The sequence below is a fragment of the Sphaerothrix gracilis Ecp01 genome (assembly GCF_030405905.1).
GTDB lineage: Bacteria > Cyanobacteriota > Cyanobacteriia > Phormidesmidales > Phormidesmidaceae > Sphaerothrix > Sphaerothrix gracilis.
The window spans coordinates 48,514-63,740 of the sequence record NZ_JASATW010000006.1 but is presented as its reverse complement, the minus strand read 5'-3'; the positions used below and the strand labels follow the sequence as shown (position 1 = coordinate 63,740).

At 53.0% G+C, this 15,227-nt stretch carries 12 protein-coding genes and 1 pseudogene; 4 read left to right on the top strand and 9 right to left on the bottom strand.

All coding sequences use genetic code 11. The features are described 5' to 3' along the window. Positions 1-58 precede the first annotated feature (58 nt). The 4 genes from QJQ48_RS08110 to QJQ48_RS08095 form a co-directional block, all read right to left on the bottom strand. Positions 59-859 (bottom strand): ABC transporter permease, encoded by an 801-nt coding sequence (locus tag QJQ48_RS08110; RefSeq protein WP_346290716.1) that lies wholly within the window; start codon positions 857-859, stop codon positions 59-61. A 4-nt stretch (positions 860-863) separates the two neighbouring features. Then, positions 864-1,733: an ABC transporter permease gene (locus QJQ48_RS08105; RefSeq protein WP_346290904.1), complete on the bottom strand. Its 870-nt coding sequence runs from the start codon at positions 1,731-1,733 to the stop codon at positions 864-866. 81 nt (positions 1,734-1,814) lie between these two features. Continuing rightward, the gene (locus tag QJQ48_RS08100) at positions 1,815-2,951 is read right to left on the bottom strand and encodes an ABC transporter substrate-binding protein (RefSeq protein ID WP_346290715.1); all 1,137 of its coding nucleotides are present in this window, start codon (positions 2,949-2,951) and stop codon (positions 1,815-1,817) included. Positions 2,952-3,055: 104 nt separating this feature from the next. Beyond that, positions 3,056-4,180, bottom strand: coding sequence for an ABC transporter ATP-binding protein (locus QJQ48_RS08095; RefSeq protein WP_346290714.1), 1,125 nt, complete (start codon positions 4,178-4,180; stop codon positions 3,056-3,058). Positions 4,181-4,642: 462 nt separating this feature from the next. Between QJQ48_RS08095 and mrdA the strand changes: the two genes are divergently transcribed. Next, positions 4,643-6,433, top strand: coding sequence for a penicillin-binding protein 2 (gene mrdA / locus QJQ48_RS08090; RefSeq protein ID WP_346290713.1), 1,791 nt, complete (start codon positions 4,643-4,645; stop codon positions 6,431-6,433). Positions 6,434-6,509: 76 nt separating this feature from the next. Here mrdA and QJQ48_RS08085 read toward each other — a convergent pair whose 3' ends face one another. The 3 genes from QJQ48_RS08085 to gyrB form a co-directional block, all read right to left on the bottom strand. After that, positions 6,510-6,821, bottom strand: a complete 312-nt coding sequence (locus QJQ48_RS08085; RefSeq protein ID WP_346290712.1) for a DUF2973 domain-containing protein — start codon at positions 6,819-6,821, stop codon at positions 6,510-6,512. Between the two features lie 135 nt (positions 6,822-6,956). Beyond that, positions 6,957-7,280: a DUF2605 domain-containing protein gene (locus QJQ48_RS08080; RefSeq protein ID WP_346290711.1), complete on the bottom strand. Its 324-nt coding sequence runs from the start codon at positions 7,278-7,280 to the stop codon at positions 6,957-6,959. Between the two features lie 208 nt (positions 7,281-7,488). Beyond that, a complete protein-coding gene (gene gyrB, locus QJQ48_RS08075) occupies positions 7,489-9,429 on the bottom strand; it encodes a DNA topoisomerase (ATP-hydrolyzing) subunit B (RefSeq protein ID WP_346290710.1) in 1,941 nt (646 codons plus the stop codon). A 156-nt stretch (positions 9,430-9,585) separates the two neighbouring features. Between gyrB and miaA the strand changes: the two genes are divergently transcribed. Then, entirely contained in the window at positions 9,586-10,548 is a 963-nt protein-coding gene (miaA, locus tag QJQ48_RS08070) for a tRNA (adenosine(37)-N6)-dimethylallyltransferase MiaA (RefSeq protein WP_346290709.1), read from the top strand. A 7-nt stretch (positions 10,549-10,555) separates the two neighbouring features. Here miaA and QJQ48_RS08065 read toward each other — a convergent pair whose 3' ends face one another. Further along, positions 10,556-13,315 (bottom strand): hybrid sensor histidine kinase/response regulator, encoded by a 2,760-nt coding sequence (locus QJQ48_RS08065; RefSeq protein ID WP_346290708.1) that lies wholly within the window; start codon positions 13,313-13,315, stop codon positions 10,556-10,558. A gap of 241 nt (positions 13,316-13,556) precedes the next feature. Between QJQ48_RS08065 and QJQ48_RS08060 the strand changes: the two genes are divergently transcribed. Together QJQ48_RS08060 and QJQ48_RS08055 are read left to right on the top strand one after the other, a co-directional pair. Beyond that, positions 13,557-13,904: a histidine triad nucleotide-binding protein gene (locus QJQ48_RS08060; RefSeq protein ID WP_346290707.1), complete on the top strand. Its 348-nt coding sequence runs from the start codon at positions 13,557-13,559 to the stop codon at positions 13,902-13,904. Positions 13,905-14,053: 149 nt separating this feature from the next. Continuing rightward, a pseudogene (locus QJQ48_RS08055) lies at positions 14,054-14,788 on the top strand (photosynthetic reaction center family protein); the annotation flags it as partial. On the opposite strand, the gene QJQ48_RS08050 reads toward QJQ48_RS08055, so the two are convergent. Then, positions 14,786-15,227 (bottom strand): hypothetical protein (locus tag QJQ48_RS08050; RefSeq protein ID WP_346290706.1); only part of this gene is annotated, 442 nt, incomplete at its 5' end. The pseudogene QJQ48_RS08055 and the gene QJQ48_RS08050 sit on opposite strands and share 3 nt — an antisense overlap.

Sequence of the window (15,227 nt, the reverse complement as noted above, 5' to 3'; positions counted from 1 at the left end):
ACTGCAGCTTAGCCTATCTCACCTATCGCCTAAACGGATGGCCTCAATTATTTAAACTTTAACGGGCCTGAGGACTGCCCTTGTGGCGCAAATACTCGGCTACGGCTGCCAGCATACCAGAGCTAAGAATTAACAGGACGCTGAGAGCATTCATATCAGGTTTGACCCCGGTGCGAATACGGCTAAAAATTTCGATGGGCAGCGGATTGGCCCCGCCTCCGGTGGTAAAGCTAGAAATCAGCAAATCGTCAATACTCAGTACAAAAGCCAGCAGGCAGCCAGAGACAATTGCCGGAGCTAGCTCTGGTAGCAAAATTTTCACTAATGCCTGTGCTGGGGTCGCTCCCAAGTCGAGGGCCGCTTCCTCCAGGTTGGGATCGAGGCCGCTGAGACGGCTAGACACCACGACGGCAATATAGGCCAGGCAGAAAACCATGTGGGCGGCGATCGCCGTCCAGATACTTAGGGGAATTGCCATTGAGGCCAAAAACACCAGGGTAGCCACCGCGATGGCAATATCTGGCACAATCAGCGGCAGATAAGAGACGCCCAAATAGAGCGATCGCCCCCGAAAGCGATACTTAGCTAAGCCAACTGCCATCAAAGTGCCGAGTACCGCTGAAACCCCCACGGCCACAAAAGCAATTTTGAGACTGTCGCTCAGGGCGGCAAAAATTCGTTCATCTTGAAACAGCCGTCGATACCACTTCAGACTAAAACCTTGCCACAAAGCGCCATAGCGAGACTCATTGAAGCTGTAGACGCCCAGCACCACAATGGGCATGTACATAAATCCGTACATCAGTAGAGCAAACAGCCCCTGCCAGGAAATGCGCCGGGAATGAGATTTAAGGCTCATGGTTTTAAGAAAATCCTTCGGGATTGCGATCGCCGTATTTCAGCAGCAGCGCGATCGCTAGGCTGACAGCCGTAATCAGGACTATGCTGAGGGAGGAGCCAAAACCCCAGTTACGCGAAACGCCCAAAAACTGGTTGTAGATCAGGCGTGAAATTGTCATGCTGCTGGGGCCGCCGAGTAAGGTCGGCACCACGAAATCCCCCAAACTGGTGACAAACACCAGCAGTCCCCCCGCCGCAATCCCCGGTAGCGTCTGTGGGACAGTAACCTTCCAGAAAGCAGTTCTGGGATTTGCGCCCAAGTCGGCTGCCGCTTCCAACAGCCTCAAGTCTAGCTTCTCCAGCGAGGCATACAAAATTAGCACCATGTAGGGCAAAAAGCTGTAGGCCATGCCGATGAACACGGCACCGGTCGTATTCATCAGGTTTTGGGCAGGGATGCCAAAGGTGGACAGCACTAAATTGATCACCCCCGATCGCCGCAGCAGGGTGATCCAGGCATAGGTGCGCAGGAGTGAAGAGGTCCACAGCGGCAAAATGAACAAGACCACCAGCAAGTTGCGCCACCGCTTTGGGGCCATCAGCGCCAGCCAATAGGCGACCGGAAACCCAAAGAGCAGGCAGATGAGGGTCGTGCCTGTGGCAAACGTGATTGAACGCCAGAGTACCTGCAGATAGGTGGGCTGCAAAATTCGCAGGTAGTTGCCTAGCCCGTAGCCTGTTGCCTCCTGCCCTGGCCTCAGCCCCGGCACTAGGCTAATGTCCAAAATCAGCAGAACAGGCAGCACCATCATCAACAGCAGCCAAATGCCGCCTGGCCCTAGCAGCACTGCCGGGCCAGTCAGACGAGAGAACTGCGATCGCAGCCAGCCCATAGGACTTTGACGATTGCCACGAGACTTAGTAATCGAATCGGTAGCAGCAGAGCGGCTCATGCAAATAGCTCACAGCAGTTTTTAAGCGCTGGTTACTTTCGTCCAGTACTCATCATAAAGCCGGCTCACGTCGCCCAAAGGAGCAATTCCTTCACAGCGATCCAGCAGTTCTTCAGGGGGAAATAGGCTTTCGTCGCTGAGCAATTCTGCGGGCAGTAGCTCTAGCACCGCCGAATTGGGCGATGCTAAATAAAGGCGCTCTGCCATAGAGGCCGCCACTTCCGGGCGCAGGTTAAAGTTAATCCACTCATAGGCTGCCTCGACATTAGGGGCAGCAGCCGGAATCACCATCGTGTCTGTCCACACTGAGGAGCCGCTGACCGGAATGACGTACTTGAAGGCTGTATCTTCCTGGCTGACAGGTACCCCTTCTACCGAATACACCATCGAAATCAGCACGTCTCCGCCGAGCAGCTCATCCTGCCAGCCAAAGGATTTGAATGAGGCTAAAGCAGGCTTGATTTCCAAGAGTTTTTGGTAGGCTTCTTCTAGCTTCTCTGGATCGGTTGAGTTGTAGGAATAGCCAAGAGACTTGAGCACAGCGCCCAGTGTTTCTCGCACGTCCTCCAGAAGGGTAATGCGGCGAGATAGCTGGTCTTTGTTATTCCAAAGGTAATCCCAGTCTTCAGGGGCTTCTGACAGAACTTCGCTGTTGTAAATAAGCCCGGTGGTGCCCCAGACAAACGGGACGCTGTGGGTATTTTCCTCGTCGTAAACAGGATTTTGCCATTTTTCCTGCATGGTTTCGAGACCGCTCAGCCGCGACTTGTCTAGCGGCGAGAGCAGCCCCAGCTCAATCATTTGAGTCACCATGTAGTCAGAGGGATAAATAATGCTGTAAGCATCTCCCCCCCCTGCCTGCAGCTTGGCTAGCATGGTTTCGTTGGAGTCGTAGATATCGACTGAAACATCAATCCCTGTGGCTTCTGTAAACTGCTGCACCAGTTCGTCATCAGTGTAGTCAGCCCAGGTATAAATATTGAGTGTGCCAGAACCGCTAGAAGTTGAACCCGAACTGTCAGCAGCCTGGGGGTCAGACTGCACATCGCTAACGCCGCGACGGCAGTTGGATAGGGCTGCCCCAGCGATCGCCGCTGCAGATCCCTGCAGGAACCGACGGCGAGACGGATAAGAGCGAAACGAAAATCTACGGGGCACGATGTTCTCCTCAGTTATTCCAGATAGTCTTCACTGAATGTCAACTCAAACCACAAACTCAGGTCATTGCAGCTAAACAATGACTAGAGCCATTCCGACAATGTTCAGGCAACTAAGGCACGGCAGTCTTTAGCAGACCAGGAGGCATAGACCGGCGTTTGCAAATCGGGTCGATACTGGGTTTGATTAGATTGAAGCACAGTTAGGCAGTCTCCTGTAATGAGTTCCACCACGCAGTGAATGTGAGTTCCTAAATACATCATGTGTTTTACTCGGCCTTCAAAGCAATTATCAAGATCGGATACGCCTTGAGAACTTAGTCGGATTTTTTCTGGGCGGATACTGACGTCAATGACCTGATGCAAACTAGGGCGCTGAGCCTGAGGGGAACTCACCAAGATAGGCAGGCCGCTTTGGGTAACCACTTTAAGCCACGGGTCGCGGATTTCTACCTGACCGGCAAGTAGATTCGTATCGCCAATAAAGTCTGCGACAAAAGCGGTATTCGGTCGCTCATAAATCTCACTGGGAGAGCCAATTTGCTCAATCCGCCCGTCTCGCATCACAGCAATTCGATCAGAGAGCGATAGGGCCTCTTCCTGATCGTGGGTCACCATTACAAAGGTGATGCCGAGATCGCGGTGCAGCGCTGAAAGCTCTACCTGCATCTGTTTGCGCAGCTTCAAATCTAAGGCCCCTAGCGGTTCGTCTAACAGCATTACGGCGGGATGGTTGACCAATGCTCTCGCTAAAGCGACTCGCTGCTGCTGTCCGCCGGAGAGTTGGCGGGGATAGCGTTGGGCGAATGTCTCCATTTTGACTCGCTGCAGAGATTCCGCGACTCGCTTTTTGAGATGCTGGCGACTGCAGCCCTTAATTTTGAGGCCAAAAGCGACGTTGTCCCAAACGGTCATGTGGTTGAACAGGGCATAGCTTTGAAAAACCGTGTTGACAGGCCGTCGATAGGCAGGGATGCGTTTGACATTCTGACCCTGGATTAAGATGTCACCTGCCGAAGGCGTTTCAAACCCGGAAATGAGGCGTAGGGTCGTGGTTTTGCCACAGCCAGAAGGCCCTAAAATACTAAAAAATTCGCCTTGACGAATAGAAAGATCAACGCCTTGAACGGCGGTGTCGCCCTCAAAGACTTTAAAGACCTGCTGCAGTTCGACATCTAAGGCAGCTGCTTCGGAGACAGATTTCTGAGCCGATGATACAGTTTGGGCCATTCTTTAGTCTCCACTCCAGAGTCTAACCAGCAACACTGTCAGGCTAGGCAGTCTATTCATGATTAAAAACAAAAGACTTTGCACTATTTTATCGGCCTCAGTTCGATTGAGGAAATAAGAACTTGGTTAAAGTCTGCCGTAAAAACTGCGATCGCTAACGGCCCTGTCGAATTAATTGCCAAGCGCGATCGCGGGGAATTAAAAATTCGGTTTAAGCCGATGTCAGGCAAACCTTATTTTTTTTAAGCCGTGATTGCTTGGTGAAGTGTATCAACTGTAACAGGTGGGGGCTACGGCGCTGAATTTGAGGCTAATACTGCTGTTGCCGCCAGTTAGGAACAGCGGCCAATATTGAGACAGAGCGCATTTGCCAGCGATCGCTCCCAAGCCCTGCGGCTAAACGCTAAACTAAGTAGCTGAGCCATCTATGCCTAGCCAACTCAGCTAAGTCAACGTTTAACTATGGCCTTCACTCGCTTTTCTCCGACCCTCGCTGACAAGACTACCCGGACAGTCGGTCGCCAGTATCAGTCTCTGGTCATTATGCTGCTGGTGAGTTTAGGCCTTTTGGGCGGCATTGGTAGCCGTCTATTCTACCTGCAGCTGATTGAAGGCAATCGCAATCGTCAACTGGCTGAAAACAATCGTATTTTACTGCTGCCCAAGCGACCCGCACGGGGCACAATTCTCGATCGCAATGGCAAGATCTTAGCTGGCAGTCGCCTTTCACATTCAGTCTCCATCTGGCCGATTGCGCTACCGGAAACAGAGCGCGATCGCGTCGTCGAGCGTCTAGCCCGGCTACTGGATATCTCTGCCGAGGCCATTCAATCCCGCCTAGAGCAGGCAGGCCATGAGTCAACTCAGTCAGTGCCCATTGCCCGTGGTTTAAGCCCAGCCCAGGCGATCGCCCTGACAGAGTACAGCGCTGAGCTGCCCGGTGTGCGGGTGGAAGCAGAAGCTGTACGTAACTATCCCCACGGGGATCTGGCCGCCCACGTGTTGGGCTATACCGGCGAAATGACCGATGAGGAGCTGCTAGAACGGGAAGAAGAGGGCTACCGACTGGGAGATGTCGTGGGGCAAATGGGAGCAGAAGCTGCCTTTGAGCCACAGCTCCGAGGCGTCTGGGGCGGTCAGCAGGTAGAAGTAGACAGTAGCGGTCGCATTATCAAGGTTTTAGGCGAAAAGCCCGCCACCTCCGGCAATGATATTAGTCTGACGATCAATTTAGACCTGCAGCGAGCAGCCGAGGCCGCATTGGGCAATCGTATCGGCGCGATCGTGGCTCTAGATCCGCGTAACGGTGAGGTGCTGGCAATGGTCAGTCGCCCCACCTTTGATCCCAATATTTTTTCGACCCAAATCAGTGACGAGCAGTGGAATTTACTCCAGGGCAGAAACTACCCCTTCCTCAACCGTTCCTTACGCACCTATCCGCCAGCCAGTACCTACAAGATCGTCACTACGAGCGCCGCCATTGAGTCCGGGCGCTATTCGCCCAATACGGTGCTAGCGACCTATCCCTATATTACGGCGGGGGGAATCCAGTTCTGGGATTGGAACCTCGCCGGATTCGGGCCGTTGGGCTTTCAAGGCGCAATGGCCTGGAGTAGCGATACTTTTTTCTATCAGACGGCGATGGGCATGGGCGAGGAGCCGCTAATCCAGTGGAGTAAGCGCTATGGCTTTGGTCAAAAAACTGGTATTGAGCTGGCAACAGAAGAGAGCGCTGGCCTAGTGCCGGATGAAGCTTGGAAACAAGAGATCTTAGACGAAGGCTGGTATTTGGGTGACACCATCAACATGTCAATCGGTCAGGGCTACATGCAGACCTCGCCGTTGCAGGTGGCCGTCATGTTTGCCGTCCCTGCCAATGGGGGCTATCGGGTCAAGCCTCACCTGCTCAAAGACGACGCGGATGCCAAACAGTGGCGAGACGACATCGGCCTGCAGCCTAGCACGGTTAAAATTCTGCAGCAGGGCCTCAGACAGGTCATCACGGGTGGCACCGGTAAGGCTCTCAATATCCCTAGTTTGCCGCCGGTTTCAGGCAAGAGCGGTACTGCTGAAGCGCCTCCCTATGAAAACCATACCTGGTTTGGAGCTTACGGACCGACGGATGATCCAGAAATTGTAGTCGTCGCTTTTGGCGAACATTCTGGTGGCGGTGGCGGTTCGATCGCGGCTCCTATGGTGCGCCAAGTCTTAGAAGCCTACTTCAAAAATAACGGTCAGGTGAGCGCTGAGTAAAAGCGAAAGAGGTAAACCGCGTAGTGCAGCTTACCTCTACAAAAATGGGGCAGAAGCTGGGCGATCAGAAAGTCATCTAATCGTCTTGTCTGTCATCGCCGCCCTTAGACGCTTCGTAAAGTGCGTCTAGCTGCTCTCTAGCATCTTGCATAGAGATAGAGCGCATGACCAGAAGCGGCTCGCTGATAACGTTGCCTTCCATGTCTAGCAGTTCCGGGTGGGGAGAAGCTCCTCCCGGCTGGGACGGAGATAGGCTACCGCTCCCAGGCTGAGCCCGGCGGGGGCGGGTGCGAGACTCAGAACCGAGGGTAATCAGATTGCGAACCAAATTCCAGACAGCAAAAACTGCCAGAACAGTAAAGACAAGAATATAGAGCAAATGCAGCATAATCAGATTCCTCGGAGCTTGAGAGACGGTGATTGCTGAAGCCTAGCTATCAAAAATTAGGTCTTCCGAATGTAAGTCCTATGTCCGTCTGAAGGTGTTTCCTTCTATTGTATATTGACTTCCCTTCGGCAAACTTTAGGTTTCCTCAGGATGCTCTAGGCGGTGACGGATTGAAACCTGCCAGCCCTCAGCTACGAGCCGGTGCCACTTTTTAATCACGGCTGTATCTACGCCCGCTTGTCCATCTGTTGCCTGGAAGAGCGTTTGAGTGGCTTTGGCCTGCTGGTGAGCCTGAGAAATGCGCGTTAGCAGATCTTTTTGCTCAGCTTCCGTAAGAAAGTCTATCCGCTCGCTTTTCAACAGCGTTAGCGATCGCTCAAACCAGTAGACAAAGTCCTCTAGCAGCGGCTTGAGCACCGCTTCTAGCACTTCGGTTTCAGAGGGTATAGAGTCTGACATAAAGAATTGAAGATGACGACAAAAACAGGTGGTAACCGCTGGTCAAACGCTGGTTCTATAGGCTACTTGGCCTCAAACGGACTGGCTTAAATGCGGCAACTCAGCTATCCATTAAGTTATCTAAATGGTAACGAGAATAACGTTTCTATGCCATCCGCCTTAAGCAATAGCACTTGGGTTACTCGTAACTGCCCCAGAACCAAGGCCGCTAAATATCCAAATCTGTCAGATTGAGCCGAGGCCCATAGGTTTCAATAAACTCCCGTCGGGGAGCGACCCGATCGCCCATCAGTACCGTGAAAATCCGGTCGGCCTCAGCCGCGTCTTCAATTTCCACCTTTTTGAGCGTGCGGGTTTCAGGATTCATGGTGGTGTCCCAGAGCTGAGTGGGCATCATTTCACCCAGTCCCTTAAATCGCTGAACACTGTAGTTGGCGTTAGCCGGAAACTCTCGCTCAATGAGCTGGGTCAGCTCGCGATCGCTGTAGCAGTACCAGTGATTGCGGCCCCGCTCAACCTTGTAAAGGGGCGGGCAGGCGATATAGACATAGCCCTGATCCACTAGCTCACGCTGGTAGCGATAGAAGAAGGTCAGCAGCAGCGTCCGAATGTGAGCGCCGTCCACATCGGCGTCAGTCATCAGACAAATGCGGTGGTAGCGTAGCTGGGAGGCATCAAAATCTTCCCCTTTAATGCCGAGTCCTAAGGCCGTAATTAGAGACTGAATTTCAGTATTCTTGTAAATCTTGGCGTCGTCTGTCTTCTCAATGTTGAGGATTTTACCTCGCAGCGGCAAGATGGCCTGAAAGCGGCGATCGCGTCCCTGTTTGGCGCTGCCGCCCGCCGAATCTCCCTCTACGATGAAAATTTCAGACTCACGCGGATCGCGGGTGCTGCAGTCGGCTAGCTTACCGGGCAGAGTCGATGACTCTAAGACCGACTTGCGCCTGACCAGTTCCCGCGCTCGCCGCGCCGCCTCAGCCGCATTAAACGCCTGAATCGCTTTTTCCAAAATGGAGTCAGCCACATTGGGATGAAAATCCAAATATTCGCTCAGAGATTCTCCAATCAGGGAATCTACGATCCCGCGAACTTCGGTGTTGCCCAGCTTGGTCTTGGTTTGTCCTTCAAACTCAGGATCGGGTACCTTGACCGAGATCACGGCGGTCAGACCTTCTCGAATGTTCTCACCCCCTAGATTCGCTTCGTTATCCTTACGCTTATTGCGCTTGCGGGCGAAGTTATTCATGGTGCGGGTCAGAACCGCTTTCAACCCTTCCAGATGGGTGCCGCCATCTACGGTGCGAATGTTGTTGGCAAAGCCCAGCAGATTATCTGAGAAGGCGTCAACGCACCACTGCAGCGCCGCCTCTACTTGAACGTTATCCCGCTCCGACTGAACATAGATGATTTCGTCGTGAATCGGCTGCTTATCGCTATTAATATACTGAACGTATTCCCGAATGCCCCCTGCATAGTGGAACTGGGAAACGCGGGGGGTATCTCGCTTGATTAGCTCTAGCCGATGGTCTGAAAAGGTGATTTCAGTTCCTGCGTTTAGATAGGCCAGTTCTCGTAGGCGTCCGGCCAGCGTATCGTAGTCAAACTCGATGCCCGTAGTGAAGATGCGGTGATCGGGCTTGAAGGAAACAGACGTTCCCTGTCGGCCTGTTTCATTAGGTTCAATCCGCAGTTCACCAATGGGAAGACCACGCTCGAAGCGCTGACGATGGGTTTTGCCGTCGCGCCAAACCACGACTTCTACCCACTCAGACAGGGCATTGACCACAGAGATACCAACCCCGTGCAGGCCACCGGAAACCTTATAGCCGCCGCCGCCAAACTTACCGCCAGCGTGCAGTACGGTCAGCACTGTTTCTAAGGCTGACTTGCCTGTGCGTGGGTGAATGTCGGTAGGAATACCGCGACCATCATCCTGAACGGTCACCGAGCCGTCTGCATTTAAATCGATGCGGATATGACTGCAATACCCGGCTAAAGCTTCATCGACGGAGTTATCAACAACCTCGTAAACTAGGTGATGGAGACCGCGCGGGCCTGTGCTGCCAATGTACATCCCCGGTCGCTTCCGGACAGGCTCAAGCCCTTCTAAGACCTGAATCTGTTCAGCACCGTAGTTGGTTGTCATAGATTAAACTCCTTTATTTGGCCCGTAGCCACTTCAAGCTTGTAAAACAAGACCACATCCCAAAATTCTAACACAAAGGGGTCTGAAGCGATTTTAGAGCGGTTTCTGGTGAATTTTTGCAAGGGGGTGGATCAACAAATCATTCTAGATCAGTCAATGCGTTCTTCAGCTCATCACTTAGCTAGTTCTAATGTACCAGTTTTGATTGTAGTTGGTGGGGCGACGGCCACTGGTAAGTCTAGTCTAGCCCTAGCGATCGCGGCGCGGTTGAACGGCATCATTTTAAGTGCTGATTCGCGGCAGGTCTATCGAGAGTTTGATATTGGCACCGCTAAGCCTACGCAGGCTGAGCGGCAGCAGATTCCCCACGCTCTGATTGATATTTGCGCGCCCACTGAGACTATGACCGTCGCCGCCTATCAGGATTTAGCACAGACCCGGCTGGCTCAGATACATCACGATAGCACTCAACTGCCGCTGCTGGTGGGGGGGACTGGCCTCTATATTGACGCGGTGGTCAAAGGCTTAAAAATTCCAGCAGTTGCCCCGCAGATCGAACTGCGATCGCAATTGCAGCAGCTAGGTCAGCCCCACTGTCATGCGCTTTTGCAGCAGGTTGATCCGATCGCCGCCCGGCGAGTTCATGTCAATGACGCCGTTCGCACCCTAAGAGCGCTAGAAGTTTTCTACGTCACGGGCCAAGCCCTATCGGCGCAGCAGGGCGAAAATCCGCCGTCCTATCCGATTCTGTATTTGGGCTTAGACGGCGACGCCGCTCTGCTGCGGCAGCGAATTGCTAGACGGACTCAGCAGATGGTCGAGCGCGGACTTGTCGATGAAGTTAAGTCCTTAGTTGCTAAATATGGCACTGAGCTACCGCTGCTGAAAACCCTGGGATATGACGAGGTCAAGCAATACCTAGCCGGCGATCTGTCGCTGGCAGAAGCGATCGCTCAGACAGTTTGTCACACCCAGCAGTTTGCCAAGCGGCAGCGCACTTGGTTCCGGCGATCGCCCCAGATTCAATGGCTAGATGTCGGTGCGCCTAATCTATTAGATCAGGCAATGGAGCGCATTCTGCCCTTTTTGCAGCAGCTACCCGCTCAGGTAAACTCTTGATTCAGAGCTATTTCTGCTCGATCAGCCGATCAATCGTTGCCATTAGCTGATCTAAATCCGTCGGCTTCGGCAAATGAGCTTGAAAGCCAGCCTGCAGCGCTAGCTGGCGATCGCGCTCGGCGGCATAGGCAGTCAGCGCAATGGCGGGCAAGGTGCCACCTTGAGCCGGCGATCGCAAACGGATTTGACGAATCAGCTCATAGCCATCTACTTCCGGCAGGCCAATGTCGCAGATGAGACAGTGAGGCAGGATTTGATCCAAAATAATCAGCGCGCCCTGAGCTGAAGCGGCTGAAAGTACCTGCAGGCCGTATTCATCTAAGACACAGGACACCAGATAAAGCGCTTCGGCATCATCATCTACAATCAAAACCTGCTTATCTGCGAGCTGGGGATAAGTCCTGATCTTGCTAGCATCCCAGGATTTAGTCTCCAGATCCAAAGATTTGATGGCCCCGTGCAGCAGCGGTAACCTCACCGTGAAAGTCGATCCTTGGCCTATACCAGGGCTAACCACCTGCACAGAACCCCCGTGCAGCTCTGTCAGGTGGTGCACAATGGCCAGTCCTAACCCTAAGCCGCCAAACTGCCGGGTGGTGGCCCCGTCTGCTTGACGAAAATAATCAAATACATAGGGCAAGAAATCAGCGGCAATGCCCTGGCCCGTATCCTGCACTTCAATTTCCGCCTGCCCCCCTAGCTGTCGTAGTCGCACAGCAATCTGACCGCCAGCGGGGGTAAATTTGACCGCATTGGCCAGCAAATTCCAGACAATCTGCTGTAGCCTGCTGGCATCGCCGCGTACCTGATGAGATTTTTCCGGCAGATTTAGCTCAATCTGAATGTTTTTGGCTTCGGCCGAAAGCTGAACTGTTTCCAACGCTTCCTGAACGATCTTATTGAGAGCGACGGCTCGGTTTTCCAGTCTCAGCTTGCCGCGCAAGATCCGTGAGACATCCAGCAAGTCACCAATGAGCTGCGTCTGTAACTGGGCGTTACGCTCAATCGTTTCCAAGGCGCGCTGTGTCGTAGCCGGGTCTAGCTGCCGCCGGAGCAATAGGTTCGTCCAGCCTAAAATCGGATTCAGCGGCGATCGCAGCTCATGGGACAGCACCGCTAAAAATTCATCTTTGATCCGGTTGGCGGCCTCAGCCTGTTCGCGGGCCTGTTGCTCACGCCGGAGGAGCTGTTCCCGTTCCGCTTCGGCCTGCTTGCGCTCGCCAATATCCCAGACAAATCCCAGCATTCGCTGCGGCTGCCCAGACTCGTCATAGGTGACTCGCCCCTTACTCGCCATCCAGTGACAGCTACCATCGGGCCAAATTACCCGAAATTCTTGGTCAAAGGTGCCCGTCTGTAGCGCTGCTTGCACCGCCTGATCGACAGCGACCCGATCCGCTGCATCAATCTGCTGTAAAACGGTTTCATAGCGGCCATCAAATTCGGCAGCGGTGACGCCAAATAGACGCGCATGATGATAAGACCAGGTAATTTTGCCGGTGACAACGTTCCAGTCCCACAGCCCCATTTCTGTCAGGTCAACGGCAAGACGCAGGCGCTCCTCGCTTTCTCGCAGGGTTTGCTCCACCCGTTTACGAGCGGTGACATCTTGAAAATAGATGGCTAGGCCGTCAGATGACGGATAAATATGCACCTCAGCCCAGTTTTGCCAAGGCGGATAAGGGGTTTCTAGGGCGATCGCTCTCTGATTGTGAGCCGCCTGCTGCAGCGCTTGCCCCAAAGGCGTATGGGCTAATCCTGGAAAAGTCTGCCAGAGCGACTGTCCTATGAGCTGCTGGGGCGATCGCCGTAGTCTTTGGGCGGCAGCCGCATTGACATAGGTATAGCGCCAGTCTGGATCTAAGGCGACAAAAGCGTCCGTAATGCTCTCTAAGATGAGCTGATTTTTAGCGAGAGCGGCTCTGAGCGCAGCTTCGGCCTGCTTCAGCGAAGTGACATCTAAAAAAGCACTGACGGCTCCTACAATTTTGCCTTGCTGATTTCGCACCGGGGCAGCATAGCCAAACAGATGAAAAATCTTGCCATCCTGTCGCTGAATATCGATTTCGGCATCGTGCACTTCAGTCCCTGTGGCAATGGCTCGCCGCAGGGGCAACTCCTCTAAGGGAATGACCCCTCCGTTACGCAAAACCTGATAGATAGGTTTAGCCTCGATCGCAGGCGTTAGTGAAATATTGGCAGCGTGATCGACTGCCAGCAGTTGAGCAAAAGCAGGATTGATCCGAATTTGCTGACAGAGCGGATCTTGAGCGATCGCCAAGCAGACCGGAATCACATCAAACAGTTTTTCCAGCTCCAGGTTGCGGGACTGGGCCTCGGCGCTAACCTGGTTGCAGTCAGAAGATCGATCCTGGCTAGCGATCGCGCGATCGCATTGCAAAAAGAGAGGAGAATGGTTGTTGGCTGATGGCTCTAGAGACAGGGTTGTTTCTACCCAAAGCTGAGTACCATCTCGGCAGGTTTGTAAAAGCCGCCCAGACCAGCCATCGTGTTCTGAGCAAGCTGACTGAATTTCAGCTAAGGGCTGCGGTAGCTGAGAGTTTAATAAAGTTGGCCAGCATTGCCCCTGAATCTCTGATTTGCTCCAGCCATAACAGCGCTCAGCCGCCCGATTCCAGTAAACAACCTGACCCTCGCCGTTCCAGATAAACAAGCAATCACTAGCAAGGTCTAAGAGCTTTTCGTAACGCCTCAGCAAATTAGACGCATTCTCCTGATGTGGGGATAGCGGAGATAAATTCTCCATCATGGGCCTAATTCTTCCAACTATCGCTTCACTCTAGAGAGGGCAGCTTTTTGCGACATCTGCAGCGCTCAGTTTCACAACTTGCCTGTTCTCTGCTGCCAGAGGCTAACTACGCAACTATAAGGAGCCTTGCAGTCTTCTTCTTGCCTCAAGAATAGGCGAATAAGGGAGAAAACCTGCTATGTCTACAGGCAGAATATAAAATAGCAGGCGTTCTTCTCGGAGGCTCAAAAGCCAGCTCATGAGCGCAGACACTATTTTCAGCAAGATTATTCGCAAAGAGATTCCTGCCAATATTCTGCACGAAGACGATCTTTGCCTTGCTTTCGCCGACATCAATCCTCAGGCCCCCACTCACATCTTGGTAATTCCTAAAAAGCCCATTCCCGATCTAACTCAGGCTGAGGCAGCAGATAAGGAGCTACTCGGCCACATGTTGCTGACTGTAAAGCAAATGGCGGCCCAGCTAGGACTTTCTGACAGCGGCTACCGGGTTGTTATCAATACCGGAAATGATGGAGGACAGACAGTTCCGCATCTTCATATGCATCTCTTAGGCGGGCGATCGCTACAGTGGCCCCCCGGCTAAAAATGCTGAGAAACATTTCAAAAAAAGAAGTTTCTTTGCCGAGATGGTCAGAAACTCAATGAGAATCCTTAATCTATTGTCATGTGAGATCACTGTAGCTTAACCTTGACTCACATTTTCGTTGTTATCCATAATTGGCAATCATCACTATGACTTCTACACTGCAAAGACGTGAAAACGTCGGAGCATGGGAGCAGTTCTGCCAGTGGATCACCAGCACCGACAACCGCCTTTACATTGGCTGGTTCGGCGTTCTGATGATTCCCACACTGCTAGCTGCCACCACCTGCTTCGTCATCGCCTTCATCGCGGCTCCGCCGGTTGACATCGACGGCATCCGTGAGCCAGTAGCCGGATCTCTAATCTACGGCAACAATATCATCTCCGGTGCGGTTGTTCCTAGCAGCAACGCCATCGGTCTGCACTTCTACCCCATTTGGGAAGCTGCATCTCTAGATGAGTGGCTCTACAACGGCGGCCCTTATCAGTTCATTATCTTCCACTTCCTCACAGGCGTTTTCGCCTACATGGGACGTCAGTGGGAACTGAGCTACCGCTTGGGTATGCGTCCTTGGATCTGCGTTGCTTACAGCGCTCCGCTGTCTGCAGCAACTGCAGTTTTCCTGATTTATCCCTTGGGCCAAGGTTCATTCTCTGACGGTATGCCACTGGGTATCTCTGGTACGTTCAACTTCATGTTCGTCTTCCAGGCAGAGCACAACATTCTGATGCACCCCTTCCACATGCTGGGAGTAGCCGGTGTGTTTGGCGGAGCGCTCTTCAGTGCGATGCACGGTTCTTTGGTGACCTCCTCTCTGGTGCGTGAGACCACCGAGACCGAGTCTCAGAACTACGGATACAAGTTTGGCAAGCGGGCCAAGTCATGCAGGCGGGTCCACGGTTAGTGTGCTGGAACCGACAGTTAGTGACTGACCAACTTCAACTTTGGCAAGTCCAACTTGCGGTAGCACGACTACGGCTCCCTCCATTTGGTCTATGGCTAATGTCCGGTACGTGGGTTCTTCTTCACGTCGCGCGCCGACAACAACTTCGACCGTATAACCTTCTAGTTTGCTGGCTTCATCGGTACTCGGCGGTGCTACAACATCCAGAGAAGGAGAACCGGTTTGAACATAGGTATCAAGACTCTGAGCCAGAGCCACCAGAGTGCGTGGTCTCTCCTCCAGTGGTTTCTTGGCACGTAGCGTGACTTCTCGCGAGGCGGTTTGTGTGGCCGATGAGGGTCGTACACCTTCCCCACGTAGTCTTACAACACGAGACGGACCTTCTGCTTGTACTTCAACTTGCATGGTCTCTATGGGT

What these genes read in the sequence shown, in the direction of transcription:
- QJQ48_RS08065 (WP_346290708.1), bottom strand. Translation starts at nt 13,315, where the DNA reads ATGGAGAATTTATCTCCGCTATCCCCACATCAGGAGAATGCGTCTAAT.
- gyrB (WP_346290710.1), bottom strand. Translation starts at nt 9,429, where the DNA reads ATGACAACCAACTACGGTGCTGAACAGATTCAGGTCTTAGAAGGGCTT.
- mrdA (WP_346290713.1), top strand. Translation starts at nt 4,643, where the DNA reads ATGGCCTTCACTCGCTTTTCTCCGACCCTCGCTGACAAGACTACCCGG.
- miaA (WP_346290709.1), top strand. Translation starts at nt 9,586, where the DNA reads ATGCGTTCTTCAGCTCATCACTTAGCTAGTTCTAATGTACCAGTTTTG.
- QJQ48_RS08110 (WP_346290716.1), bottom strand. Translation starts at nt 859, where the DNA reads ATGAGCCTTAAATCTCATTCCCGGCGCATTTCCTGGCAGGGGCTGTTT.
- QJQ48_RS08105 (WP_346290904.1), bottom strand. Translation starts at nt 1,733, where the DNA reads ATGGGCTGGCTGCGATCGCAGTTCTCTCGTCTGACTGGCCCGGCAGTG.
- QJQ48_RS08095 (WP_346290714.1), bottom strand. Translation starts at nt 4,180, where the DNA reads ATGGCCCAAACTGTATCATCGGCTCAGAAATCTGTCTCCGAAGCAGCT.
- QJQ48_RS08060 (WP_346290707.1), top strand. Translation starts at nt 13,557, where the DNA reads ATGAGCGCAGACACTATTTTCAGCAAGATTATTCGCAAAGAGATTCCT.
- QJQ48_RS08085 (WP_346290712.1), bottom strand. Translation starts at nt 6,821, where the DNA reads ATGCTGCATTTGCTCTATATTCTTGTCTTTACTGTTCTGGCAGTTTTT.
- QJQ48_RS08080 (WP_346290711.1), bottom strand. Translation starts at nt 7,280, where the DNA reads ATGTCAGACTCTATACCCTCTGAAACCGAAGTGCTAGAAGCGGTGCTC.